Source organism: Chamaesiphon sp. (assembly GCF_041738855.1).
Taxonomy (GTDB): Bacteria; Cyanobacteriota; Cyanobacteriia; order Cyanobacteriales; family Chamaesiphonaceae; genus Chamaesiphon.
Map to the genome: position 1 here is coordinate 53,226 of NZ_JBGSPA010000204.1, position 20,846 is coordinate 74,071.

Annotated in this window: 20 protein-coding genes; 12 read left to right on the forward strand and 8 right to left on the reverse strand. The window is 47.3% G+C overall.

The genetic code is table 11. The features are described from left to right. The first annotated feature begins 179 nt into the window (after positions 1-179). The 4 genes from ACEW9I_RS22160 to ACEW9I_RS22175 all read left to right on the forward strand — a co-directional run bounded on the left by ACEW9I_RS22160 (position 180) and on the right by ACEW9I_RS22175 (position 2,671). On the forward strand, positions 180-1,112 hold the full coding sequence (locus ACEW9I_RS22160; protein WP_373542492.1) for a DUF5895 domain-containing protein: 933 nt from the start codon (positions 180-182) through the stop codon (positions 1,110-1,112). A gap of 268 nt (positions 1,113-1,380) precedes the next feature. Next, the gene (gene ruvX, locus ACEW9I_RS22165; protein ID WP_373542493.1) at positions 1,381-1,848 is read left to right on the forward strand and encodes a Holliday junction resolvase RuvX; all 468 of its coding nucleotides are present in this window, start codon (positions 1,381-1,383) and stop codon (positions 1,846-1,848) included. A 96-nt stretch (positions 1,849-1,944) separates the two neighbouring features. Continuing rightward, positions 1,945-2,250 carry a hypothetical protein gene (locus tag ACEW9I_RS22170; RefSeq protein WP_373542494.1) on the forward strand — a complete coding sequence of 102 codons (306 nt, stop codon included), beginning with the start codon at positions 1,945-1,947 and terminating at the stop codon, positions 2,248-2,250. A gap of 25 nt (positions 2,251-2,275) precedes the next feature. Then, the gene (locus ACEW9I_RS22175; protein WP_373542495.1) at positions 2,276-2,671 is read left to right on the forward strand and encodes a hypothetical protein; all 396 of its coding nucleotides are present in this window, start codon (positions 2,276-2,278) and stop codon (positions 2,669-2,671) included. A gap of 77 nt (positions 2,672-2,748) precedes the next feature. Here the strand turns inward: ACEW9I_RS22175 and ACEW9I_RS22180 are convergent, their stop codons facing one another. Beyond that, a complete protein-coding gene (locus ACEW9I_RS22180) occupies positions 2,749-5,289 on the reverse strand; it encodes a sugar phosphate nucleotidyltransferase (RefSeq protein ID WP_373542512.1) in 2,541 nt (846 codons plus the stop codon). A 216-nt stretch (positions 5,290-5,505) separates the two neighbouring features. On the opposite strand from ACEW9I_RS22180, the gene ACEW9I_RS22185 reads away from it, so the two are divergent. The 3 genes from ACEW9I_RS22185 (at position 5,506) to glp (ending at position 7,775) form a co-directional block, all read left to right on the forward strand. After that, complete coding sequence (locus ACEW9I_RS22185) at positions 5,506-5,700, forward strand: hypothetical protein (RefSeq protein WP_373542496.1); 195 nt, start codon at positions 5,506-5,508, stop codon at positions 5,698-5,700. A 272-nt stretch (positions 5,701-5,972) separates the two neighbouring features. Continuing rightward, positions 5,973-6,422: a hypothetical protein gene (locus ACEW9I_RS22190; RefSeq protein WP_373542497.1), complete on the forward strand. Its 450-nt coding sequence runs from the start codon at positions 5,973-5,975 to the stop codon at positions 6,420-6,422. A gap of 120 nt (positions 6,423-6,542) precedes the next feature. Next, entirely contained in the window at positions 6,543-7,775 is a 1,233-nt protein-coding gene (gene glp, locus ACEW9I_RS22195; RefSeq protein WP_373542498.1) for a gephyrin-like molybdotransferase Glp, read from the forward strand. Positions 7,776-7,833: 58 nt separating this feature from the next. Here glp and petE read toward each other — a convergent pair whose 3' ends face one another. From petE to pyk, 4 genes are all read right to left on the reverse strand, one after another. Further along, positions 7,834-8,217 carry a plastocyanin gene (petE, locus tag ACEW9I_RS22200; RefSeq protein ID WP_373542499.1) on the reverse strand — a complete coding sequence of 128 codons (384 nt, stop codon included), beginning with the start codon at positions 8,215-8,217 and terminating at the stop codon, positions 7,834-7,836. Between the two features lie 443 nt (positions 8,218-8,660). Further along, the gene (locus ACEW9I_RS22205) at positions 8,661-8,846 is read right to left on the reverse strand and encodes a hypothetical protein (protein ID WP_373542500.1); all 186 of its coding nucleotides are present in this window, start codon (positions 8,844-8,846) and stop codon (positions 8,661-8,663) included. Positions 8,847-8,849: 3 nt separating this feature from the next. Continuing rightward, entirely contained in the window at positions 8,850-10,073 is a 1,224-nt protein-coding gene (gene cbiE, locus ACEW9I_RS22210) for a precorrin-6y C5,15-methyltransferase (decarboxylating) subunit CbiE (RefSeq protein ID WP_373542501.1), read from the reverse strand. A 26-nt stretch (positions 10,074-10,099) separates the two neighbouring features. Then, a complete protein-coding gene (gene pyk, locus ACEW9I_RS22215) occupies positions 10,100-11,854 on the reverse strand; it encodes a pyruvate kinase (RefSeq protein ID WP_373542513.1) in 1,755 nt (584 codons plus the stop codon). A gap of 366 nt (positions 11,855-12,220) precedes the next feature. Between pyk and ACEW9I_RS22220 the strand changes: the two genes are divergently transcribed. The 5 genes from ACEW9I_RS22220 (at position 12,221) to ACEW9I_RS22240 (ending at position 18,021) form a co-directional block, all read left to right on the forward strand. Then, entirely contained in the window at positions 12,221-14,320 is a 2,100-nt protein-coding gene (locus tag ACEW9I_RS22220) for a response regulator (RefSeq protein ID WP_373542502.1), read from the forward strand. A gap of 31 nt (positions 14,321-14,351) precedes the next feature. Beyond that, positions 14,352-14,759 carry an acyl-CoA thioesterase gene (locus ACEW9I_RS22225; RefSeq protein WP_373542503.1) on the forward strand — a complete coding sequence of 136 codons (408 nt, stop codon included), beginning with the start codon at positions 14,352-14,354 and terminating at the stop codon, positions 14,757-14,759. Positions 14,760-14,865: 106 nt separating this feature from the next. After that, positions 14,866-15,228, forward strand: coding sequence for a hypothetical protein (locus ACEW9I_RS22230; RefSeq protein WP_373542504.1), 363 nt, complete (start codon positions 14,866-14,868; stop codon positions 15,226-15,228). A 131-nt stretch (positions 15,229-15,359) separates the two neighbouring features. Further along, on the forward strand, positions 15,360-17,267 hold the full coding sequence (gene mnmG, locus ACEW9I_RS22235) for a tRNA uridine-5-carboxymethylaminomethyl(34) synthesis enzyme MnmG (protein WP_373542505.1): 1,908 nt from the start codon (positions 15,360-15,362) through the stop codon (positions 17,265-17,267). 79 nt (positions 17,268-17,346) lie between these two features. Then, positions 17,347-18,021: a Uma2 family endonuclease gene (locus tag ACEW9I_RS22240; protein WP_373542506.1), complete on the forward strand. Its 675-nt coding sequence runs from the start codon at positions 17,347-17,349 to the stop codon at positions 18,019-18,021. 77 nt (positions 18,022-18,098) lie between these two features. Here the strand turns inward: ACEW9I_RS22240 and ACEW9I_RS22245 are convergent, their stop codons facing one another. The 3 genes from ACEW9I_RS22245 to ACEW9I_RS22255 form a co-directional block, all read right to left on the reverse strand. After that, positions 18,099-18,974, reverse strand: a complete 876-nt coding sequence (locus ACEW9I_RS22245; protein WP_373542507.1) for a hypothetical protein — start codon at positions 18,972-18,974, stop codon at positions 18,099-18,101. After that, positions 18,967-20,136, reverse strand: coding sequence for a radical SAM protein (locus ACEW9I_RS22250; RefSeq protein ID WP_373542508.1), 1,170 nt, complete (start codon positions 20,134-20,136; stop codon positions 18,967-18,969). Before ACEW9I_RS22250 ends, ACEW9I_RS22245 begins: the two co-directional genes overlap by 8 nt. Before the next feature lie 119 nt (positions 20,137-20,255). Next, a complete protein-coding gene (locus tag ACEW9I_RS22255) occupies positions 20,256-20,786 on the reverse strand; it encodes a hypothetical protein (protein WP_373542509.1) in 531 nt (176 codons plus the stop codon). Positions 20,787-20,846: the final 60 nt, after the last annotated feature.

Here is a 20,846-nt window from a genome sequence, read left to right on the forward strand (position 1 = left end):
ATTGAAAATTATGGTATGCTTGTATTAACAGCGGTCGAACGCCAAGACTAAATCGATCGCCCTAGTTTATCGGACTCAAACCCTCTTCATCACCCACTTTGGTTACTAATTGGTAGCTGGTTTTGAAGTAGGCTAGCCCAGACATCACAGCAACTCCAGATCACTCACAGCACATACCGATGACTTACTCCAAAACCAGAGCGACTAAAGACAATACCGCTGAATACTTACCAACTGCCGATCGCCACCAGCCAGTTATTGTGACAGAGGCACAAGCTGAATTGACGCCTGAACTACCAGTCACCCGCCCGCCACAACGCGATCGATTTGCCGCGCCCGAATATGTCAACCCCAATGCGCGGCTACCCCGCATCCAAGCCCTACGTGGTGAAAATGGTGCCAGTGAGTGTGGCTATTTCATCACCGAAGCAGAGATGGGAAAAGCTGGCTGGAAAGAGATAGATGAGAGCGAAACGATCGTCTATGAATATAATAGTGGCGGTAAAGAGCGAGGAATACTCATCCAATCACCTCGGATGCTGGTGGTACCGCGATCGCCTTTATTTGCATTTGACAGACAAGCTTCTCGGATCGAGGGGAAATTGGTTGTTGCCGGACAATATAGTAAGCAACTTTATAGCGATCGCGAGAAATATGGTACCGCTCAATGCTATGAAGTATTGCTACTAGACGTTGACAATCAACCATTACATGAAATCAGCTTGGCTTATGTTGCCAAAGGTGCCAATCAGGCGAGTTTTAGCTTTCATTGGCAACAACTAGTTACCCAAGTAACTAAATGTCATGCGATCGCCAATGCCATACCTGCCCGCGCCAAGGATGTGCGCTTCAATAGTCTGTGTGTCTTTCAATTTACTGTGAAACGAGAATTGGCTGGGAATGGTGCAAAATCACCTGCCTGCAAAGTTCACAGTCATGTCGAACCAATACAAACCAATTGGGAACAGTTTTTCTTGGGGCGTCAAGATGAGATTGCAGATCGATTTCTCAATCTCTTAGCTCCTACTACCGAACTCACTTTACCGCAGGCGAATGCTTTGAGTTTGGTCGAACATGCGGATGATACCCTGCATTCAGAACTAGCAGCATAAAGTAGGGAGATCGATCGAGATCGATCGAAATTACTAAATAAGAGTTAAAAATAGAGATATCCTCAATGATATCTCTATTTTTTTGCGTTCTAATAGCGTAGAGATTTACATTGGAGATCGAAGACAACTAAAATCCAAATAAATCACCGAGTTTTTTTTAAGAACCAGTATCGGTGCGTTACGGCAGCAGCCCAACACACCCTACATCAACCTAGCTTTTCATTTAGGATTGATATATTAAGTCAAGGCTATTGCCTGTAACCCAAACATGAGAATTGCAGCCTTGGGACTAGATATCGGCACGAAACGGATTGGGGTAGCTGGTTGCGATGGATTGGGGATGATGGCGACGGGAATTACCACGATTTGGCGCAGTTCATTTGTGGAAGATATGGCTCAATTAAGCGAGATTATTGTCGAGCGTCAAGTCGAGATCCTCGTACTAGGGTTGCCTTACACCATGGATGGTAAGATCGGCTCTCAGGCGAAACAAGTCCAAAAATTTGCGCGGCGGGTAGCAGCAGCCATTGAATTGCCAATCGAGTATGTAGACGAACGCTTGACATCTTATGCTGCCGAGCAAATGATGATCGAGGCGAAGATCTCAGTGTCTGGGAATAAAGCCACAATCGATCGGATTGCGGCGGCAGTCATCTTACAGCAATGGCTTGATGAAAGAGGTGATTACCTCTCGGCGCGGCTTCGCCAACACCCGATCGAGCCAGCAGATAAGTAGATTGATGTGCGGAGGTATTAAATTCATTGCCAATAGTAGTTTTCTAAGTATTATTGGGCAACCTAGCTACAGGAGATGTTACCGTAGCTAGAAAAAATGTCTAAGTATCGATCGAAACCGTTTTTTATCCGTGGGTTAGGGCTATCTACTTCAACATTGCTCATCGCTGACGTAGCTCGATCGCAATCCAAGCGCGATTCTGAAGATCTACCAACTGAATCAACTGCGGCTGACGCCCATCGACAAATCCAAAAAGCTAGTCCACTTCAGTCATCAGGTACAAATTCGACAGCAATCGGTACTGGCAATAACGGTCCGGCAAGTTATACATTTATCATGTCAACGCCAGCATTGCTCGACATTACGCAGTGTCTCGAATACGATTACTTTACTCGAATCTGAAGATTTATTAAATATTGACTCATTAATGCTATTGGTAATGGTCAAATATGATGTGTTTGAAAAACTCGGTCCGATCGTGGGCATTCCAGAGCAGTATAACAGACCGGAAACCTACAGCAAAATGTTGCAGTATATCGGATTGAAGTCTCGGCACGAAAGCTCGTATCAAAAATTTCAGGAATTTTTATTACTACTTCAACAGTGGGAAATTCATTATCAGACAATCCTAAATGTGCGAGCTAAATATGCAGCAAAAGAATACCGACTTCCCAAAGAATTCACGGATCGAGCACCTGGATTTGCACTATATCAAAAATATAAAGAGAGCTTCCACTTGATAACTCAAGTTGTACCTGCGATCGCGACTCCTCAGGTAAAAGAAACCATCCCCGCAGCTCCAGTATTGACAGGAGTTAACTAAAAATTAGTGGTGAAGTTCGGGAAGTCGATGTCTACTTTATCCCCGATCCAAGAATTAGGAATATCGGATCGCGCTCATCATTCGCTAGTTTGGCGATATTGTTCGATAAAATCTTGGACGATTTGGCGGTATTCGCGCATCGTTTCATCTACCCAATTGCGATCGTTACCATTGACATAGATATGTACCAAAGGTTCGCCAGCATCGGGGAGAATTAACACCCAGCGATCGTCTTGATAATTAATGATTTTGACACCATCTTCGGTATCGAGATACTCGGGCTGATGATTTTCGAGAATGTGCCGCATCAAGCCGCCTTTAGCCGTCCAGGGGCAGCGGAGAGCGTGACTGCGATAAAAGACGCGTGGTAGCTCGGCGCGGAGGCTACTGAGCGATCGATCTTGACGGGTGAGCATCTCGATCAGTTTGGCGATACAGAACATCGCGTCGAAGCCCGGATGAAATTCGGGGAAAATAAAGCCCATTTCACCGCTCCCACCGAGGACGACATTGGGTAGCTGCTGACAGGCTTCCATCAGGGCGGTGGGGCTAGCTTTGGTGCGCTTGACTTTGCCACCATGACGGCGGACGATTTGTTCGATCGCGCTAGAAACTTGGACGGGGACGACGACGGTGCCACCAGGATAGGCGGTGAGGACGATTTGCACCATCAGGGCGGTGAGCATATCGCCGCGAATGGGGACACCTTCTTCATCGACGATGATCAGTTGTTCGCCGTGGGCGGAGACTTGGACGCCAAAGGAGGCTTTAAGGGCAACAACTACGTGTCCGAGTTGGTTGAGTAGTATTTCCCGCTCGTTGCTACCCAGGGACATCTGATTGAGGCTGGCGTTGAGGACTACTGCATCGCAGCCAAATTTGGATAATAGTACGGGGAGGATCGCCCCCGAGACGGCGTACACATAATCGACGACGACTTTGGTACCTGCATGACGGATGACGTCGATATTTAGTTGTTTTTGGAAGGCGGATTTGTAGATCTCCATTCCTTGGGAAAAGCGGTTGACATCGCCGATTTCTTGGATGCGTGCGCGGCGGAGATCTTCTTTGAAATACGCTGATTCGATCTTTTTCTCTTGGATTGTAGAGATATTGATACCGCGATCGTCAAAGAATTCGATGAGAATTGAGTCCATCCGATCGGGATGCAGTCGGACGTGAATCCCGCCGATGACGGTGACTTCATCGTGGCGTTGGCGGAGGGCATAGATAATTTTGCGGGCGACGGGGATGGCGGTAGATTCGAGATCTTGGATATTAATTCCTACTGACATCAAGCCCGCAATTAGCGATCGCGATACCATCCGCGACACATTGCGCTGATCGCGGGAGACAGTCACCTGCGCTCCTGGCTTGAGGGTAGATCCGTACGCCGCTCCGAGTTTGACGGCAAATTCGGGCGTGATATCGATATTTGCCAACCCTTGAACGCCCCGTTGGGCGAACAGATTGCGGTGGGCGATTTGTCCCCAGATCAGATTGATATTTAGCACGGCTAAAGGTTCGATTTCCTTATTCGGCCATACTCGCACATTCGGGTTGATCTGTGCCTCATCGCCGACATTCGCCAGTGCGCCCAAAACTGCCCCTTCTAGCACTTGTGCGCCTCGACCGACTCTCACCCCGCGCGCCAGGACGCAAGCCCGCAGCTGGGCATCCTCACCGATAATCGAGCCATTCCCGATAATCGGTCGCTTGAGATTGGCACCCCGACCGATCGCCACATTATCACCGACGATCGTTTCGGCGGAGATTTTTACCCGTGCCCCGATTTTACAATTGGCACCGATGACGGCTGGGGCCTCGATTTGGGCACTAGGATCGATATAGGTATTTGCCCCGATCCAGATGCCTGGACTAGTTTCAGGAAAGGGCCAGTCGAGTTTGACTTTGCCGCGTAGGGCGTCGTATTGGGCTTCGCGATAGGTGTCGAGTTGACCGATATCGCACCAGTAGCCGTCGGCGACATAGCCGTACATGGGGACATCGTGGGCGAGTAGTTGCGGAAATAAATCCTGGGAAAAGTCGGCTTCGGTGTCGGGATGGAGATAGTCGAGGACTTCGGGCTCGAGGATATAAATACCTGTATTGACAGCATCGGAAAATACTTCACTTGCTGAGGGTTTTTCCAAGAAACGACGCACCCGTTTATCTTCATCGAGAATAACCACCCCAAAATCGATCGGGTAGGGAATCTGGGTGAGAATAATTGTCGCTTTGGCACCTTTGCGACGGTGAAACTCGATCGCACTTGTCAGATCGATATCGGTAAGACTATCACCACTGATTACGAGAAATGTCCCACCGAGGATTTCTTCGACATTCTTGACGCATCCGGCGGTACCCAGAGCGCGTTCGGCTTCGATCGCGTAATGAATCTTGACCCCAAAATCACTCCCATCGCCAAAATAGTTCTGAATTACCTCTGGGAGATAGTGCAAGGTGATGATGATTTCGGTAATCTGGTGGCGTCTGAGCAAATTGATAATATGCTCGGCGATCGGGCGATCGATCGCTGGTACCATCGGTTTGGGGAGTTCGCAGGTCAAAGGTCTCAACCGCGTCCCCGAACCTCCAGCCATCAATACTGCGCGCAGTTGCATATTTTTTTTGTGAGGGGGATAATCACCCAATACATCTTAATTGTGAGGCTATTTTTGCAGCCTGTGCCTGGGGCGATCGCATAGGTTAATATATTTATCGCCATCGATCGTTTAGGAATCAGGCTAAAATAGGATGTAGATTGCCATAGTAGGACAATCTCACTGCCGATTCTGTAACAATCATCATTAATCAAGATTTAGGCAAGACGTATGCAATTCGTTGTCATTGGTTTAGTTGGAGCTTATGGATATGGCGTCTGGAAGTTTTCGCGCAACTTCAACCGGACGAACTATCAACGCACCCTCCCGACTAAAATTGTCCTCGCGCTGCTGTGGCCAGTTTGCTACATCGTCAATGGCTCCTATCGTCAGAATTTTAATCGCGCCTTAAAAGGTGGTGATTAGATTGTCAATATCAACATTATGCACTTAATCTCGATCCGCAATCTTCGTGCAGATGTATCTAAATATGCTCGCGTCTCTAAAATTGTCGATCGCTTAGAGGCTATTTGAAAAGTTATTTTTGACAATCATAGTTGGTTTAAATCCCCCTAAATCCCCCTTAAAAAGGGGGACTAAGAGTCTATTTCCCCCTTTTTAAGGGGGTCAGGGGGATTCTTTAGGGTTTAGGCATAACAAGTTTAACTTTTCAAACACCCTCTTAGATAATCAAAATAATGAGCCGTGGTTTTACTTCAGTTATATGGGCTTGGGATCTGGAAGATGAAGCTAAGAAGATAGATTCCATTTGTGCTATGGGTGAGATTCTAACAGTTTTTGCGTTAAGCCCAATCGCTCAGAAAGAATCTGTTTCAGATTGCGTTTTTTGCGAACTTTTTTTCCCTTTTACGTCTGCTTATAATGCGATATTGAGTGCTGAAGTCTTAATCTATGCACCTTTGGATTTTCAAGCTTCCCTGTCAGAAATTTTAAATATCTTGGAAAATTTAGATGAGTCTGAATCAGAATGCTGGAATCGAAATGTTGTTGATGGTATTGGCTGGGCTAAAATCAGAACTATCAGTATTCAGGCACTCATTCAAATGGAGTGGGATTCATTAATAAGTTATCAAGAATATCTGGATTCTGTTAGAAGTGCAAAAGCCTCAAATATAGGATGGGTGTGATTTAGAGGCTAAAATGTTGGAACTGAATGACATTTAGACCCCAACTGCGATCGATAACCAAGATTTAGGGTTAGCTCTGACTTCACACTATAGTAGATAGTAATAAATATCCTCACTCACATGCTCCCTGTCTCCCAAGCCGAACAGATGATTCTCGATCTAGTCCAACCGTTGCGTGAAACAGAATCGATCGATCTGACGCTGGCGACGGGGCGAATTTTGGCAACGGAGATCGTCAGTCGGCTCGACTTTCCGCATTGGGCTAATTCCGCAATGGATGGTTATGCTGTCAAATTTGCCGATGTGCGATCGAGTACTTCCAAGCATCCAATCACCCTCGAAGTCGTCGAGGAGATTCCCGCAGGATATCAGCCGCAACGGGAGATTCAATCTGGCGAAGCCGCACGGATATTTACTGGGGCGATCTTACCGGATGGTGCCGATACGATCGTCATGCAGGAGCATACCCAGCGCGTCCAGAAGAATTTTGTCAAAATTCAGATCGCCCCCACCGCCCGCGCCTTCGTCCGTCAGCAGGGTGAATACGCCCGCAGTGGCGATCCACTCCTCACGGCGGGGATGGTGTTAAATGCCCCCGAAATTGCGATTTTGGCGGCGACGGGATCTAGCCAAGTCGAGGTGTACCGTCGTCCCCGCGTGGCGATCCTCTCGACTGGCGACGAGTTGGTATCGCTGGAACAACTGCTCAAACCAGGGCAGATTGTCGATTCCAATCAATATGCCCTCGCTGCCTTCGTGACTCAGGCTGGCGGTGTCCCAATCTGCATGGGCATTGTCCCCGACGATCGCGCTAAATTGACCGCTGCCATGTCTGAGGCGATCGCGTCTGCGGATTTGGTACTTTCGACGGGTGGCGTCTCTGTGGGCGATTATGACTATGTAGAGGCGATCTTGGCGGAGTTGGGCGGAGATATTCAAATTCGGGCTGTGGCGATGAAGCCAGGTAAACCGTTGACGGTGGCTAGATTTGAGCGATCCGATCGCGCGATCGTCTATTTTGGACTTCCAGGCAACCCCGTCTCAGCCTTAGTCAGTTGCTGGCGATTTGTCAAACTGGCACTTGTCAAAATTTCGGGCTTGCCAGCGTCGAGCTGGCAACCAAACTGGATCGCCGCCACCACTACTGAGGATCTCACCGCCGATGGCAAGCGGGAAACTTATCTCTGGGGCAAGTTGGCTCTCAGCGATGGGGGATATCAGTTTAGTCTCGCGGGTGGTAGCCATAGTTCGGCAAACCTCATCAATCTGGCGGGGACAAATGCCCTAGCTGTCATACCTGTAGATGTAACTATGCTGGCTGCTGGCATAGCAGTACAGGTATTGGTGCTGTAGGAACGCAAAAAATCCCCAACTAGTGGGGATGTTTGCAGTTAGAAAAAAACCGATCTTGCTATTGAACGATGACCTTACCACCCATACCAGCACCACGATGTGGTTCGCAGTAGAACGGATAGACGCCAGCAGCAACATCAGCGGGGAAAGTTGTTTCGTAGGACTCACCTGGCGAGAACATTAACTTTTTGTGAGATAGCTGAGTGGCGATCGGACCTGCTTTGCTGTCAAATACCGCATTGTGAGGGGCTAGCTTGTTATTGACCCATTTGACTGTATCGCCTGGTTTGACTGTGATGGTTGCTGGCTCAAATACCAACATGCCTTTATCAGAACCCATTTTGACGGTGTAAGTTTCGGCTTGTGCTGGATCGACTGCCATGAAGCAGCTAGCAACAACCACCAGAAGCATTGACAATACTAAACCCAATTTCTTGAACATTGTTTGTTTTCCTGATACTGACATCGGTTATGAAGTGTCTGCCAACTGAACCAGCTCGATCGAACACCTAGCCAGCAGACATTTAAAGATTTTGGAGCGCGAGTAATTGTTTTTACCCTACTTAAATATTTTACTACAAAACTTTGCAAGTTTGACAGGTTGTCTTTTGACATTTTGCCTCAGATGGGTGCGGATTTGGCAGATATTCTCAGCAAGTGCGCAAAACCCTACCATGAGGCGTAAACGGGGTCACATGAGCACCGATTCACAACTTACACTCAGGCTAAAAACATTGGTGGGAAACAGTTGTAAGTAGCAGATTTGAATCTATCGAGCGGATGAGGTATTTTTCGCCTCAGAGCCGCAACAATGTAAGAGACTGCAAGTGTCAGATCCGAGCGTCTGAGGTGGTGACTCGATCGATCGCAGTGTTACCATGAACATTAAATCTGCTGGAACCGATCGCGAGTATCGTTCCGATCGGCTGTGCCAACGTCACAGAACTTAGTCATCCAATCGAGGACTAAAATAGGGGAGCGACTATGACGATCGATTTTGGCTGGCTGGCAATTGTCCAAAATACTGTATGCGCCTGGAAATATTCGCGTGGTTTCATCTGCAATTATCAATTATCAATTATCAATTAATTTAACTACTACCAACTGCGTAATCGGATTCAAAGGTTTCCAGCCGAGAAAGCCACCGATACTCTGCGTTCGTTGAATCGCGATACGGGTTAACTCACCACCGACTTGTTGATGCCATTGCAACAACTGCAATTCACTCTCGATCGTCACCGCATTGGCAACCAGTCTCCCACCCGATCGCAGTGCCGTCCAGCAGGCATCCACCAAGCCTGGCACCGTCACCCCACCACCGATGAAAATCGCATCAGGTGTGGGTAAATCTGCCAAAGCTGCGGGTGCTGTTCCGCACACGAGTTGGAGGTGCGGCGTACCGAGAGCGGACATATTGTCAGCGATAAATTGTAACCGCTGGGTGTGTTGCTCGATCGCGATCGCTCGGCAGCAGGGATGACTCCGCAACCACTCAATCCCGATCGAACCACAGCCAGCACCCACATCCCACAATAGTTCCCCTGGTAGGGGTGCGAGTGCAGCGAGAGTTATCGCCCGCACTTCGCGCTTAGTAAGCTGTCCGTCGTGGTGATACGCGCTGTCAGGCAGCCCTGGGAGGCGATTTAAGGGGGTGGTATTTGCATCAAGTTGGCATTCGATCGCGATCGCGTTTAGAGCCGCCACGTCAGTGCGAGACCACGATCGGGCGATATCTGAATAGATCCGTTCCCATTCTCCACCCAGATGCTCCAATACTGTCAGCCGACTATCGCCATAACCGCGCCGAGTCACCAACTCTGCCACGATTTGGGGGGTATCCGCACCCGCGCTCAGGATGAGGATTTTGGTATGGGGAGTCAGGAGGGCTGTCACAAAATCGGGATCGCGCCCACATAAGCTGACGGTTTCTACTGCTGTCAAGGACCAACCCAGGCGCGCACACATCAGGCTAAATGTAGATGGAGCGGGGATAATAGTTACTTCGGAAATCGGCACATGCGCCAACATTGTCACCCCGATCCCATAACAGAGCGGATCGCCGCTAGCGAGGATACAGACTGGAGTACCGCGATGGGCGAGGATGGTATCGATCGTGGATGCGATCGGTGATGTCCACGCGATCCGAGTTGGGAGCGAGTCATCGAGCATGGCTAAATGACGTTTACCACCGACGATGAGCGAGGCGCGATCGATAAATCCGCGCGCGAATGTACTCAGTTCGCCCAGTCCCGCATCACCAATCCCGATAATCGATAGCCATTTTGCTACCTCCACCATTCACCACCCACCGTTCACCATTCACCTTAATTAAAATTGATAGCTCCAGAATAAATCAAACCCCGCTCGATATCGAGGGTGATCGCAGTACCGCCGCGAATGCCCTTGGTGGCATCCTTGACGCCCACAATCACCGGAATATCCAACCGCAAGCCTAACACCGCTGCATGACAAGTTACGCCTTCATCTTCGACAACGATCGCACTCGCTTTGCGGATCGCATCGAGATACTCAGCACTAGTCGTTTTGGTGACCAAAATATCACCTTTGTTGAAGTGGGCGACATCTTGAGGCGAACGAGCGATGTGAGCGACTCCGGTGACTAATCCATGTCCGATGCCGATCCCTTTGCCCAAAATGGCGGTGACGACTTCGACTTTGACTAGATCCGTCGAACCAGCGACGCCTTGGGTACCGGAGGTGATCACGACCAAATCGCCTTCATGGAGGAGATTGCTGGTACGTGCCATATTAATCGCCGCTTGGAAGTTGTCATTGACGTTGGCAAGATCGAGCAGGAGCATGGGTTGAACGCCCCAAACGAGCTGGAGTCTACGGGCGACATCTACATGAGGTGTGACGGCGAGAATCGGCTTGGAGGGGCGAAATTTGGAGACGCTGCGGGCGGTGGCTCCGGTTTTGGTGAAGGGGATGATTGCGGCGGCTCCGAGTTGCTCGGCGATATTGCCTACGGCTTCGCTGATGGCGTTGGGGATCGATCGCTTGTTGTCTTCCCAGCGTTTGGAGAGTTTTTCTTTCTCGGTTTCGAGGGCGATTCTTGCCATTGTTTGGACGGCTTCGATCGGATAATTACCGACGGCGGTTTCGTTGGAGAGCATCACCGCGTCGGTACCATCGAGGATCGCATTGGCAACGTCCGAGATCTCGGCACGGGTGCCACGCGGGTTGGTGACCATACTATCCAACATTTGGGTCGCGGTAATGATTGGAATCCCCAGCCGATTGGCGGTAGCGATCAGTTGTTTCTGGATGCGGGGGACTTGTTCGGCAGGGAGTTCGACGCCGAGATCGCCTCTGGCTACCATGACGCCATCGCACAGGGACAGGATCGCTTCCATTTGCTCGATCGCTTCGTGCTTCTCGATCTTGGCGATCACGGGTACTTCTTTGCCCGCATTGGCGATCAGTTCTTTGATTTCGAGGATATCGGCAGGATTGCGGACAAAGCTCAATGCTACCCAGTCTACACCCTGATCTAGCCCAAACATCAGATCCTGACGGTCTTTGTCGGTGAGAGCTTTGATCGATAGATAGACACCAGGGAAGTTCACGCCTTTATTATTGGATAGCGTGCCCCCCACTACTACTTCACAGTGCAACTCACTCGTACCTCGATCGACTCCGGTGACGATCATTTCGACCTTCCCATCATCGAGCAGGATCGTCGAACCGACGGGGACTTCTTCGGCGAGCGTATCGTAAGTCACCGAACTGATTGTCTGCGTCCCGGGGATGATTTTACTCGTCAGCGTGAACGGATCGCCATTTTTCAACACGATCGCGCCATCGGCAAATTTACCCAAGCGGATCTTTGGCCCCTGTAAATCTTGGAGAATGCCGACAGGTTGATTGAGTTCAAATGATATTTGCCTAATCAGGCGAATATTTGCCAAATGATCGTCGTGGGTACCGTGGGAAAAATTGAGTCTGAGCGTAGTTGCACCCGCTTGGATCAATTGTTTCATGACTTCAGGGCTACTAGTCGCTGGGCCGATGGTAGCAACGATCTTAGTTCGGCGGAGGGAATCTCGCAATTGCATGAAGTTACAGTCAAGGGAGCAAAGGATCGGACTCAAGGTGGTAATCTTGGCAAAGCTGATGCTTTGCACTCAGATCGCGCCATTGATGATGGTGAGTAACCCAGATCGGGAATTTAGCGGTAACTGTATAATCAGCCACAACTAATAACTTTGGATGGTACCACACAACCGTTGTCAGTTGCCGCCGATCGGGTAAATTAAGTTCGTCAATATTTGGTGATGTGGGCAGTTTGGCGCGATCGCCAACTGGACGATAATTAGCAGTATGTGTCAGTTATTGGGTGATTTTGGGGATTAATACGATCGAGGGTATCAATCAACAGTCGCTCCCCGATCGATTCACAACTCAACAGTTTATAAATCCTGATGACCATTGGCAAAACACCTCACGATCCACCGCTGATCCTCATTGTCGATGATGACGATCTCGTCAGACAGCTCTTGCTTGAGAAGGTTCAAGAAGATGGCTATCAGGTGAGAATTGCTCGGAATGGGGAAGAGGCGATCGTTATTTATCAAGAGATCCAGCCAGATTTGGTGCTGATGGATGGTGTGATGCCAGAGATGGATGGATTTGAATGTTGCCAACACCTGCAACAGTTACCTGGTGGCGATCTGACTCCAGTACTGATGATCACTGGATTGGATGATAGCGCATCACTCGATCGTGCCTATGCGGTGGGAGCTGCGGACTATATCACCAAACCCATTCACTGGGCAGTGTTGCGCCAACGCGTCAAGCACGTCTTGGATCGCTCGCACCTCCATCGCCAACTCGAAGCCTCAAACCTCGCTTTGCGCCAAAAATCTGCGGAACTCCAGTACCAAAATGGTCTGCTCGAACAGTCAAAACAAGCCGCTGAGTCGGCTAATAGAGCAAAAAGTGCTTTTTTGGCAGCGATGAGCCATGAAATCCGCACACCGATGAATGGGGTGATCGGGATGACGGGATTGCTCTTGGACACCGAACTGACACCGCAACAGCATGAGTTTGTCAGTACGATTCGGCTCAGTGGCGATGCCTTGCTGACGATCATCAATGATATTTTAGACTTTTCTAAAATTGAATCGGGCAAATTGGAACTCGATTGCCAGCCGTTTAATATCCGTGATTGTATCGAAGAAACTCTCGATCTCCTCGCCCCCAAAGCTGCGGATAAAAACTTAGAACTTGCCTATCTCATTTACAAGAATACGCCCAGTTGGTTGTATGGTGATGCTACCCGCGTCCGCCAGATCTTAGTCAATTTAGTTGATAATGGTTTGAAGTTTACCAACTCTGGTGAAGTGATCGTGGGCGTCACTGCCCGCAAAATTACTATCATCGATCGAGATCCGGTACTTACTCCTGAAGAACCTACCTATGAAGTCCGATTTGTCGTTAAGGATACGGGGATTGGTATTCCGCAAGACAAGATCGATCGCTTGTTTAAAGCTTTTAGTCAAGTTGATTCCTCGACTACCCGTAACTATGGCGGGACGGGTTTGGGTCTGATCGTCAGTAGACGACTGACTGAATTGATGAATGGGAGAATGTGGGTCGAGAGTAATGGCGAAGGTGGGTCGAATTTCTTTTTTACGATCGTTGCCAAGGCGGCTCCAGCTTCACCCCAATCTTGTCAACAGGAGCAGTCTCAACCAGCCCAATTACAGGGCAAGCGATTATTAATTGTCGAAGATAATTCTACCCATCGCAAAATTTTGGCATTGCAAGCTCAGTCGTGGGGGATGCTCGCTCATCCGACTGCATCTGGAGCCGAAGCCCTCAAATTACTCAATTTGCGCGGACATTTCGATCTCGCAATTTTGGATATGTATATGCCCGAAATGGATGGCTTGACACTCGCTCAAAAAATTCGCGAGTTCCCTGAATATCACAAGCTACCACTGGTAATGCTCAGTTCGCTCAGTATCAGTCGGACGGAAATTGCCGCAGCTCAAGTCGATTTTGTGGCTACTTTAAATAAACCAATCAAACAATTTCAGCTCCAAGATGTGCTCGCTCATATCTTGGGTGAAAATGCCGAGCGCTCTTTCACTTTGGCAAAATCGAGACCATTCGATCGCCAGATCCGTCAAGCTGCATTTCCATTACGCATCCTCCTTGCTGAAGACAATCTTGTCAATCAAAAAGTAGCGATCCAGATGTTGAAGCGGATCGGTTATCAAGCTGATATTGCGATTGATGGTGTCGAAGCTCTCGAATTATTGCATCGTCAGGCTTATGATGTGGTCTTAATGGATCTCCACATGCCCAAAATGGATGGCATCGCAGCCACCCGCAGGATCTTAACTGAATTCCCCGAACATCGTTGTCCGACAATCATCGCGATGACTGCCAACGCGCTAGAGGGTGATAAACAAGAATGTCTCGATGCTGGGATGCACGACTACATCACTAAGCCTGTAAAAATTGAAAAATTGGCTCATGCCTTGAGTCTGTGTCAGCCGTTATTATTGGTATAGGTGGTGAAAATGATGGATGGTCTTAGGAAATATGTCTTTTAGTTACGAATATACAATTCAGCTTCGGGATACAGATGCGGCGGGTGTTGTCTATTTTGCAAACATTATTTCGATCTGTCATGTTGCTTATGAAGCTTCACTAATTGCGGCAAATATCAATCTGAAATTATTGGTAAATAATCAAGAATTTGCAGTGCCAATTACCCATGTATCGGCGGACTTTTTCAAGCCGTTATATTGTGGCGATCGCGTCATCATTCACCTCACTCCTCGATCGATAGATAGTTGTAGATTTGAGATAAAATATCAATTATTGTCACCTGAATCATTAGTAATAGCTACCGCCGTCACTAAACATATCACGATCGCTCCTCAAACTAGAAAACGTCGAGAATTAACAGTTAGTCTCAATCAATGGTTGAGCCAATGGGGTGAATAATAGTAGTAAACTATCGATCGCGATCGAATTTACCCAACTTTTCTGGAATCGATCGCATAGACTTGTATCTATTTATATCTAATTCAACTATAAGCAGATGACTCAGATGTTCAAATCAGCTCGGATTGTCAGCAGTGTTTTATTATCAATAGCTGGCTCGATCGCCTGCGCTACTGGCGTAGGTGCTGAAACATTACTCACCAAAAGTTTTAAAGTTAAAATCATCAGACACTGTGAAGAAGGTAATGTCAGTTGCGATCGAGTGACTTATATTGGCAGATCGTTGAAGACAGGTAAATCGATTACACTCACTGGCAAAACAGTTAATAACAGTGGTAGTTATACTTTTCTAGGTTATGAGTTTCGGAATGAGCCATATCGCTACTCAGTCACCAGAAATAATGTATTGCTCGTCTATAAGGGCGATCGCCTAATCTTGCGAGAACAAGGTGCTTTGGTCGATAATTGAAGACAAGACAGCCAGATGAGCACCAAGAGCCGCTCTGTCGATCGATTAGCAGAATATAATAGAGATAGACCCGATCGCACCTCAATCTCAGGGCGGAAAAGTTACCATTTTAGGCTCCTCCCCCATCCATTATGAATCCCGACGTTAAATTTCAAGATCGCTTTGATATCATCGTTGTTGGTGCTGGACATGCAGGCTGTGAAGCTGCATTAGCTACCGCTCGACTAGGCTGTCGTACTCTCCTACTCACCCTCAATTTAGATAAAATCGGCTGGCAACCCTGCAATCCCGCCGTCGGCGGCCCCGCCAAGTCCCAGCTCACCCACGAAATCGACGCGCTCGGCGGTGAGATTGGCAAAATGGCCGATCGCACTTATTTACAGAAACGGGTCTTGAATGACACCAGAGGCCCTGCTGTGTGGGCATTGCGCGCGCAGACGGACAAGCGCGAATATGCAGCGGTGATGAAAAATATCGTTGAAAATCAGGACAATCTCACCATTCGGGAAGGGATGGTGACGGATTTGGTTCTGGATGCAAATAACAAGGTAATTGGCGTTGAGACTTATTTTGGCGTGGCGTTTGAATGTCAAGCAGTAATTCTGACTACGGGGACGTTCCTGGGGGGGACGATTTGGGTTGGGAATAAATCAATGTCCGCTGGACGCGCGGGAGAATTCGCCGCGACTGGATTGACGGAAACTTTGCACCGATTGGGTTTTGAAACTGGACGGCTGAAAACTGGTACGCCTGCGCGAGTAGATAAGCGATCGGTAGACTACACTAAAATGGAACCACAACCAGGTGATACCCGAGTACGCTGGTTTAGTTTCGATCCCGATGTGTGGGTAGAGCAGGAACAGATCCCTTGTCATCTGACGCGCACGACGCCTGAAACTCATCGCCTGATTCGGGAAAATCTCCATCTGTCCCCTGTCTATGGCGGCTGGGTGGATGCCAAGGGACCAAGATATTGTCCGAGTATTGAAGATAAAATAGTCCGCTTTGCTGATAAGGAAAGTCACCAGATTTTTATCGAGCCAGAAGGACGCGATATTCCTGAGTTATACATTCAAGGATTTTCGACTGGATTACCCGAAAGTCTCCAAGTGGAGATGTTGCGGACTCTCCCAGGGATGGAAGAGTGCGTGATGTTGCGTCCGGCTTATGCGGTGGAGTATGACTATCTCCCAGCGACTCAATGTTATCCCACGATGATGACCAAAAAGATTGAGGGGTTATTTTGTGCGGGACAGGTAAATGGTACGACTGGCTATGAGGAAGCAGCGGGACAGGGATTTGTGGCGGGGGTAAATGCGGCGCGATTTGTCAACCATCAGGAGATGATTGTCTTTCCGCGCGAACAAAGTTATTTGGGGACTCTCATCGACGATCTTTGTACCAAAGATTTGCGGGAACCGTATCGAATGTTGACTAGTCGATCGGAATATCGGCTATTATTGCGATCGGATAATGCCGACCAAAGATTGACGCCACTAGGGCGAGAAATCGGACTGATTGACAACAGGCGGTGGGAGTTATTTACCAGCAAACAAGCGCAGATCGTCGCTGAGAAAGAACGTCTGGAAAAAACTAGAGTCAAGGAACTCGAACCGACTGGGAAAGCGATTACGGCGGCAACTGGAGAAATTATCAAGGGTTCAATTACACTTGCCGAACTATTGCGTCGTCCTGGATTGCATTACCCGCAGTTAATTGAATTTGAACTAGGTAATGAGCAGCTCAATCTTGCCGAACAAGAAGGTGCGGAAATCGAAATCAAGTATGCGGGATATTTGAGTCGCCAACAACATCAAATCGACCAAGTGAGTAAACACTCCAATCGGAAATTACCCAGTCAGATCGACTATCATGCGATCGAAACCCTCTCCAAAGAATCACGAGAAAAACTAGCTCAAGTGCAACCCGCTACTATCGGACAAGCTACCCGCATCGGTGGTGTCAATCCTGCCGATATCAATGCTTTATTGATTTGGCTGGAAGTCCGCAATAGAAATACAATTCCCCAGGTTGTATAAACACAGTAGCGCAGATCGCCAACTTCTCTGAAGAAGTTGGCGATCCAGTAGCCAATCGCATCATCAGAGGTCATCCCCTATGAATACTTCCGTTATCATCGATCCTTCAGCTAGAATCAGTTCGTGGCGTAGTGCCAGTTGGACAGAATATCGAGAACGTGTTGAAAACCTCGGCGAGCAAGAGCGCGTTTTTTTTAACTTTGACACAATTTGGATCGATATGGGCAACGAAGGCATCAACCACTCGCGCTTTAACGAACTGTTTACTTTAATCTTATTTGTCTGGTTTTCTAGGCAAACTGATGTGAAATTCGATTTGCTTGGTGGTTGTGTGATGGAAAAACCCCAGACTCAGAGTGCTGCACCGGATAAAGTGCTGTATGTTGGTGGCAATTCGCCAAGATGGCAACCAGGAGAACCACGTCGAGTGGATTTGGATAAGTGGCGGCTACCCGATTTGGTTGCGGAGATTGCAGATACAACTTTAGCGATCGATTTAGATGAAAAGAAGCAGTTATATCTGGCTTTAGGTATTCCTGAATATTGGGTAATCGATGTCAAAGGTAGACAAGTCTTAGCGTTTCGATTGGTTGATGGAAAGTACGAACAATGTAGCGAATCGGTGGTATTAGCCGGATTGCCGATCGAGTTGCTGGAACAAACACTCGATCGGATGGATAATGAGAATGGTAACGCAGCTTTATGGTTTGCTACCCAGCTTCAAAATCTACCAACTCGATCGATCGACAGTTGACAGTAAAGTTTATATCAATGTGCCATGTCTAATAGAGATAGTCAACTCTTGGGATTTATAAGAATCGAATTTGTGTGCTAATTTGGGATTGAAAATCTACCTAAAAAGGTGATACTCCAATCCGGCTCGGTTTTGCCGATACTCGTAGCATCATGAATAAAATTTTCGGTAGGAGCGATATAAGCTTCGCCAGGATGGACTGCTAATCTGATGACTGGATAGTCGGCTAAAGCTCGTAAAAACTTGAGTGATAGCCGCACACCTCGATAGTCTCGATAAATGTCATCAGGATCGACTAAATTAAGGTCTTCAAAAATTTGCTGGAGGGTACGATTGATGAGGAGGAAATAGCGAACTTCGCGACCTAAATTAATACAAATTCGATTCCTAGCAAGATGGCGCAGCCTAAATGGGCGATAATCCCAACTATCTAAATGCAATCCTGCAAATAACTTTTCAGGCAGAAACTCGATCCCATTGATAGTAGTTGTGGGTAGATCTAGATCGCACCGAATTAAGCCCAGACAATCAAAGTCACGATCGATCGCATAGGATTGAAAGATATATTCCTCAATTTGGGCGCGGGCTGAATCATATTCAGCATGAGCGATAATTTGGCTAGATGTTACTGAGTTTCCATACTCAGTTGCTCCCCATTTTATGAGGTTTTGGAGTCGATCGATTACCGATTCGGGAAATTTGACAATCCCGATTGTTTGACTGACATTATCAGGATCGATATGTGCGGTCATTATTTCGGTTTCGGCATCTGTCAGGGGTCGCCACGGCAATTTGGGGATAAAAGCTGGATGAGAGTACTGAGGATATAAATCGGGATTTACTTCGATCGCACCATCATTAATCCTCAATCGATCGATTGCCATCGGTGGATCTCCACCATAAATCTTTAACCCCGATCTTAATCCCGCTTTTATGACAGATGTGCTAAACATGTTGCACCTCTCGATCGACTTGGGTTACTCTCAAGCGTTGGAGATCGACAATCCCACCATTAATAATCCCTTCTTCAATTAAGCGATATTCGATATATTGCAGCATCCCTTTGTGAACGATACAACGAATCGCCCCATCGGGATCTAATTCATTATACTCATATCCATTTTCGGCGATCGGATAACCACAACAAGCACCAAAAAACTTACAATTAACACAAGTTTGTTCTAATCTCTGTTCGGCTGCTAAAATTGACTGCTGGTGTTTTTTGCCTTCAAATAATTCACCGAGGGGAGTGGTAAATATATTGCCATAGCTAAGATCGATCTCATAAGCATCAGCATAGCCGTACAAGTCTCCAGTAATATTTACTAAATTGATCCCTTCCCATTCGCGCTTATCATAAAAATCGCAAGCAACATTTGGATCGTAAAAGTTTAGCACCTCCGTAACCATCTCAATGACGGGAACGATCCAGACAAACTCTTCATCTGCTAACCACAGATCGAAGATAGTTTGAAATGCTTTGAGAACGCTATGAGGATCGATTTCAATGCCACTATTTTGACCCTGGTTGCTAGTTTGGTGTAGGGGGAGCAATCTAGCTGATAGACCGAGTTTTCGATAGAATTGATAAATCTGCTCGACATTATTGATATTTTTCTTGCTGAGGACAGTAATGCACCCAAATGGAATTTCTGCCTCACGCAATCGATCCATGTTTGCTAAGACACGCGCTTGCGAATCACGACCATTTTCATATACTCGTAGATCGCCAAAAATATCTACAGATACTCCCACGCGATCGAATCCTTCTGCCAATAATAGTAACCGCTCATCATCTAATACAGTTAGATTAGTTTGGACTCCATTGGTGATTTGATAATGATTACTGGCAAATATTTTTGCTTGTAAATCTAATGCTTCCCAATAAAATTGTGGTGAAATTAATAAAGGTTCGCCACCATGCCAGATAAAGTGAATCGCTACCGGAATTTCGAGCGATCGATAGTAACTTTCGATATGTCGGTACATCGATTCGATCTGCACCATCGTCATGACATCAGATTTGTGCAGTTCGCTAAATTCATAGCAATACTGACAGCGCAGATTACATTGCTTGGAGGTTTTGATGACAAACTGCGTAGATTGATATTTCATAGCTAATTCACACTCGGTAATATTAGGCAGGGGAGAAGGATCGACGCTCTGGAAAAAAGTAGGACTGTTGTGACAAGTTTCTACCCTGTCACAACAATACTTAATCCGATCGGGTGTAGCTATTTAGTTTCTGTCGATCTAATTTCCTGCTCGATCTCTACTGCGGAAGGGAACGATTTGGAGTGGGATTTGGCGGCACCTGGTTGAGTTACCTTATCAATTCCAGGTAATTTGCTGCCATCTTTGACAAAGATCGGACCACTTTCTTTGACAAATGATTGATTTGCCCCTGGCTGCATTACTTTTCCAGGTTTCACTACACTTCCAGGTTGAGTTACTTTATCAATTCCAGGTAATTTGCTGCCATCTTTGACAAAAATCGGGCCACCTTCTTTGACAAATGATTGATTTGCCCCTGGTTGAGTCACCTGATTGGGTTGAACTACTTTAATCTTTTTCTGAATATTTTGCTTGTGAGTATCGATTTGGTTATTTGGGTCTTCGGGTGGTGCCGATGTTTTTATACCAGTATTCAAATTTTCTTGAATATAAGGATTGGGGTCAGCTTGAGCTACAGCGGCGATCGCGATCGTTGAAATACTGACAATTGTAGCAATTGCTAGGTTATAATTTTTACTTGGAAATGTCATCTTGCTTATTTACCTCGATTAGGACATTAATTTAGATCTAAATTAATATCCCAATCATAC

Coding starts and splice junctions, on each gene's coding strand:
- mnmG (WP_373542505.1), top strand. CDS start 15,360: ATGAATCCCGACGTTAAATTTCAAGATCGCTTTGATATCATCGTTGTT.
- ACEW9I_RS22185 (WP_373542496.1), top strand. CDS start 5,506: ATGCAATTCGTTGTCATTGGTTTAGTTGGAGCTTATGGATATGGCGTC.
- ACEW9I_RS22255 (WP_373542509.1), bottom strand. CDS start 20,786: ATGACATTTCCAAGTAAAAATTATAACCTAGCAATTGCTACAATTGTC.
- ACEW9I_RS22190 (WP_373542497.1), top strand. CDS start 5,973: ATGAGCCGTGGTTTTACTTCAGTTATATGGGCTTGGGATCTGGAAGAT.
- ACEW9I_RS22250 (WP_373542508.1), bottom strand. CDS start 20,136: ATGAAATATCAATCTACGCAGTTTGTCATCAAAACCTCCAAGCAATGT.
- ACEW9I_RS22170 (WP_373542494.1), top strand. CDS start 1,945: ATGTCTAAGTATCGATCGAAACCGTTTTTTATCCGTGGGTTAGGGCTA.
- ACEW9I_RS22230 (WP_373542504.1), top strand. CDS start 14,866: ATGTTCAAATCAGCTCGGATTGTCAGCAGTGTTTTATTATCAATAGCT.
- ACEW9I_RS22240 (WP_373542506.1), top strand. CDS start 17,347: ATGAATACTTCCGTTATCATCGATCCTTCAGCTAGAATCAGTTCGTGG.
- pyk (WP_373542513.1), bottom strand. CDS start 11,854: ATGCAATTGCGAGATTCCCTCCGCCGAACTAAGATCGTTGCTACCATC.
- ACEW9I_RS22245 (WP_373542507.1), bottom strand. CDS start 18,974: ATGTTTAGCACATCTGTCATAAAAGCGGGATTAAGATCGGGGTTAAAG.
- ACEW9I_RS22160 (WP_373542492.1), top strand. CDS start 180: ATGACTTACTCCAAAACCAGAGCGACTAAAGACAATACCGCTGAATAC.
- ACEW9I_RS22220 (WP_373542502.1), top strand. CDS start 12,221: ATGACCATTGGCAAAACACCTCACGATCCACCGCTGATCCTCATTGTC.
- ruvX (WP_373542493.1), top strand. CDS start 1,381: ATGAGAATTGCAGCCTTGGGACTAGATATCGGCACGAAACGGATTGGG.
- ACEW9I_RS22225 (WP_373542503.1), top strand. CDS start 14,352: ATGTCTTTTAGTTACGAATATACAATTCAGCTTCGGGATACAGATGCG.
- glp (WP_373542498.1), top strand. CDS start 6,543: ATGCTCCCTGTCTCCCAAGCCGAACAGATGATTCTCGATCTAGTCCAA.
- cbiE (WP_373542501.1), bottom strand. CDS start 10,073: ATGGTGGAGGTAGCAAAATGGCTATCGATTATCGGGATTGGTGATGCG.
- ACEW9I_RS22175 (WP_373542495.1), top strand. CDS start 2,276: ATGCTATTGGTAATGGTCAAATATGATGTGTTTGAAAAACTCGGTCCG.
- petE (WP_373542499.1), bottom strand. CDS start 8,217: ATGTTCAAGAAATTGGGTTTAGTATTGTCAATGCTTCTGGTGGTTGTT.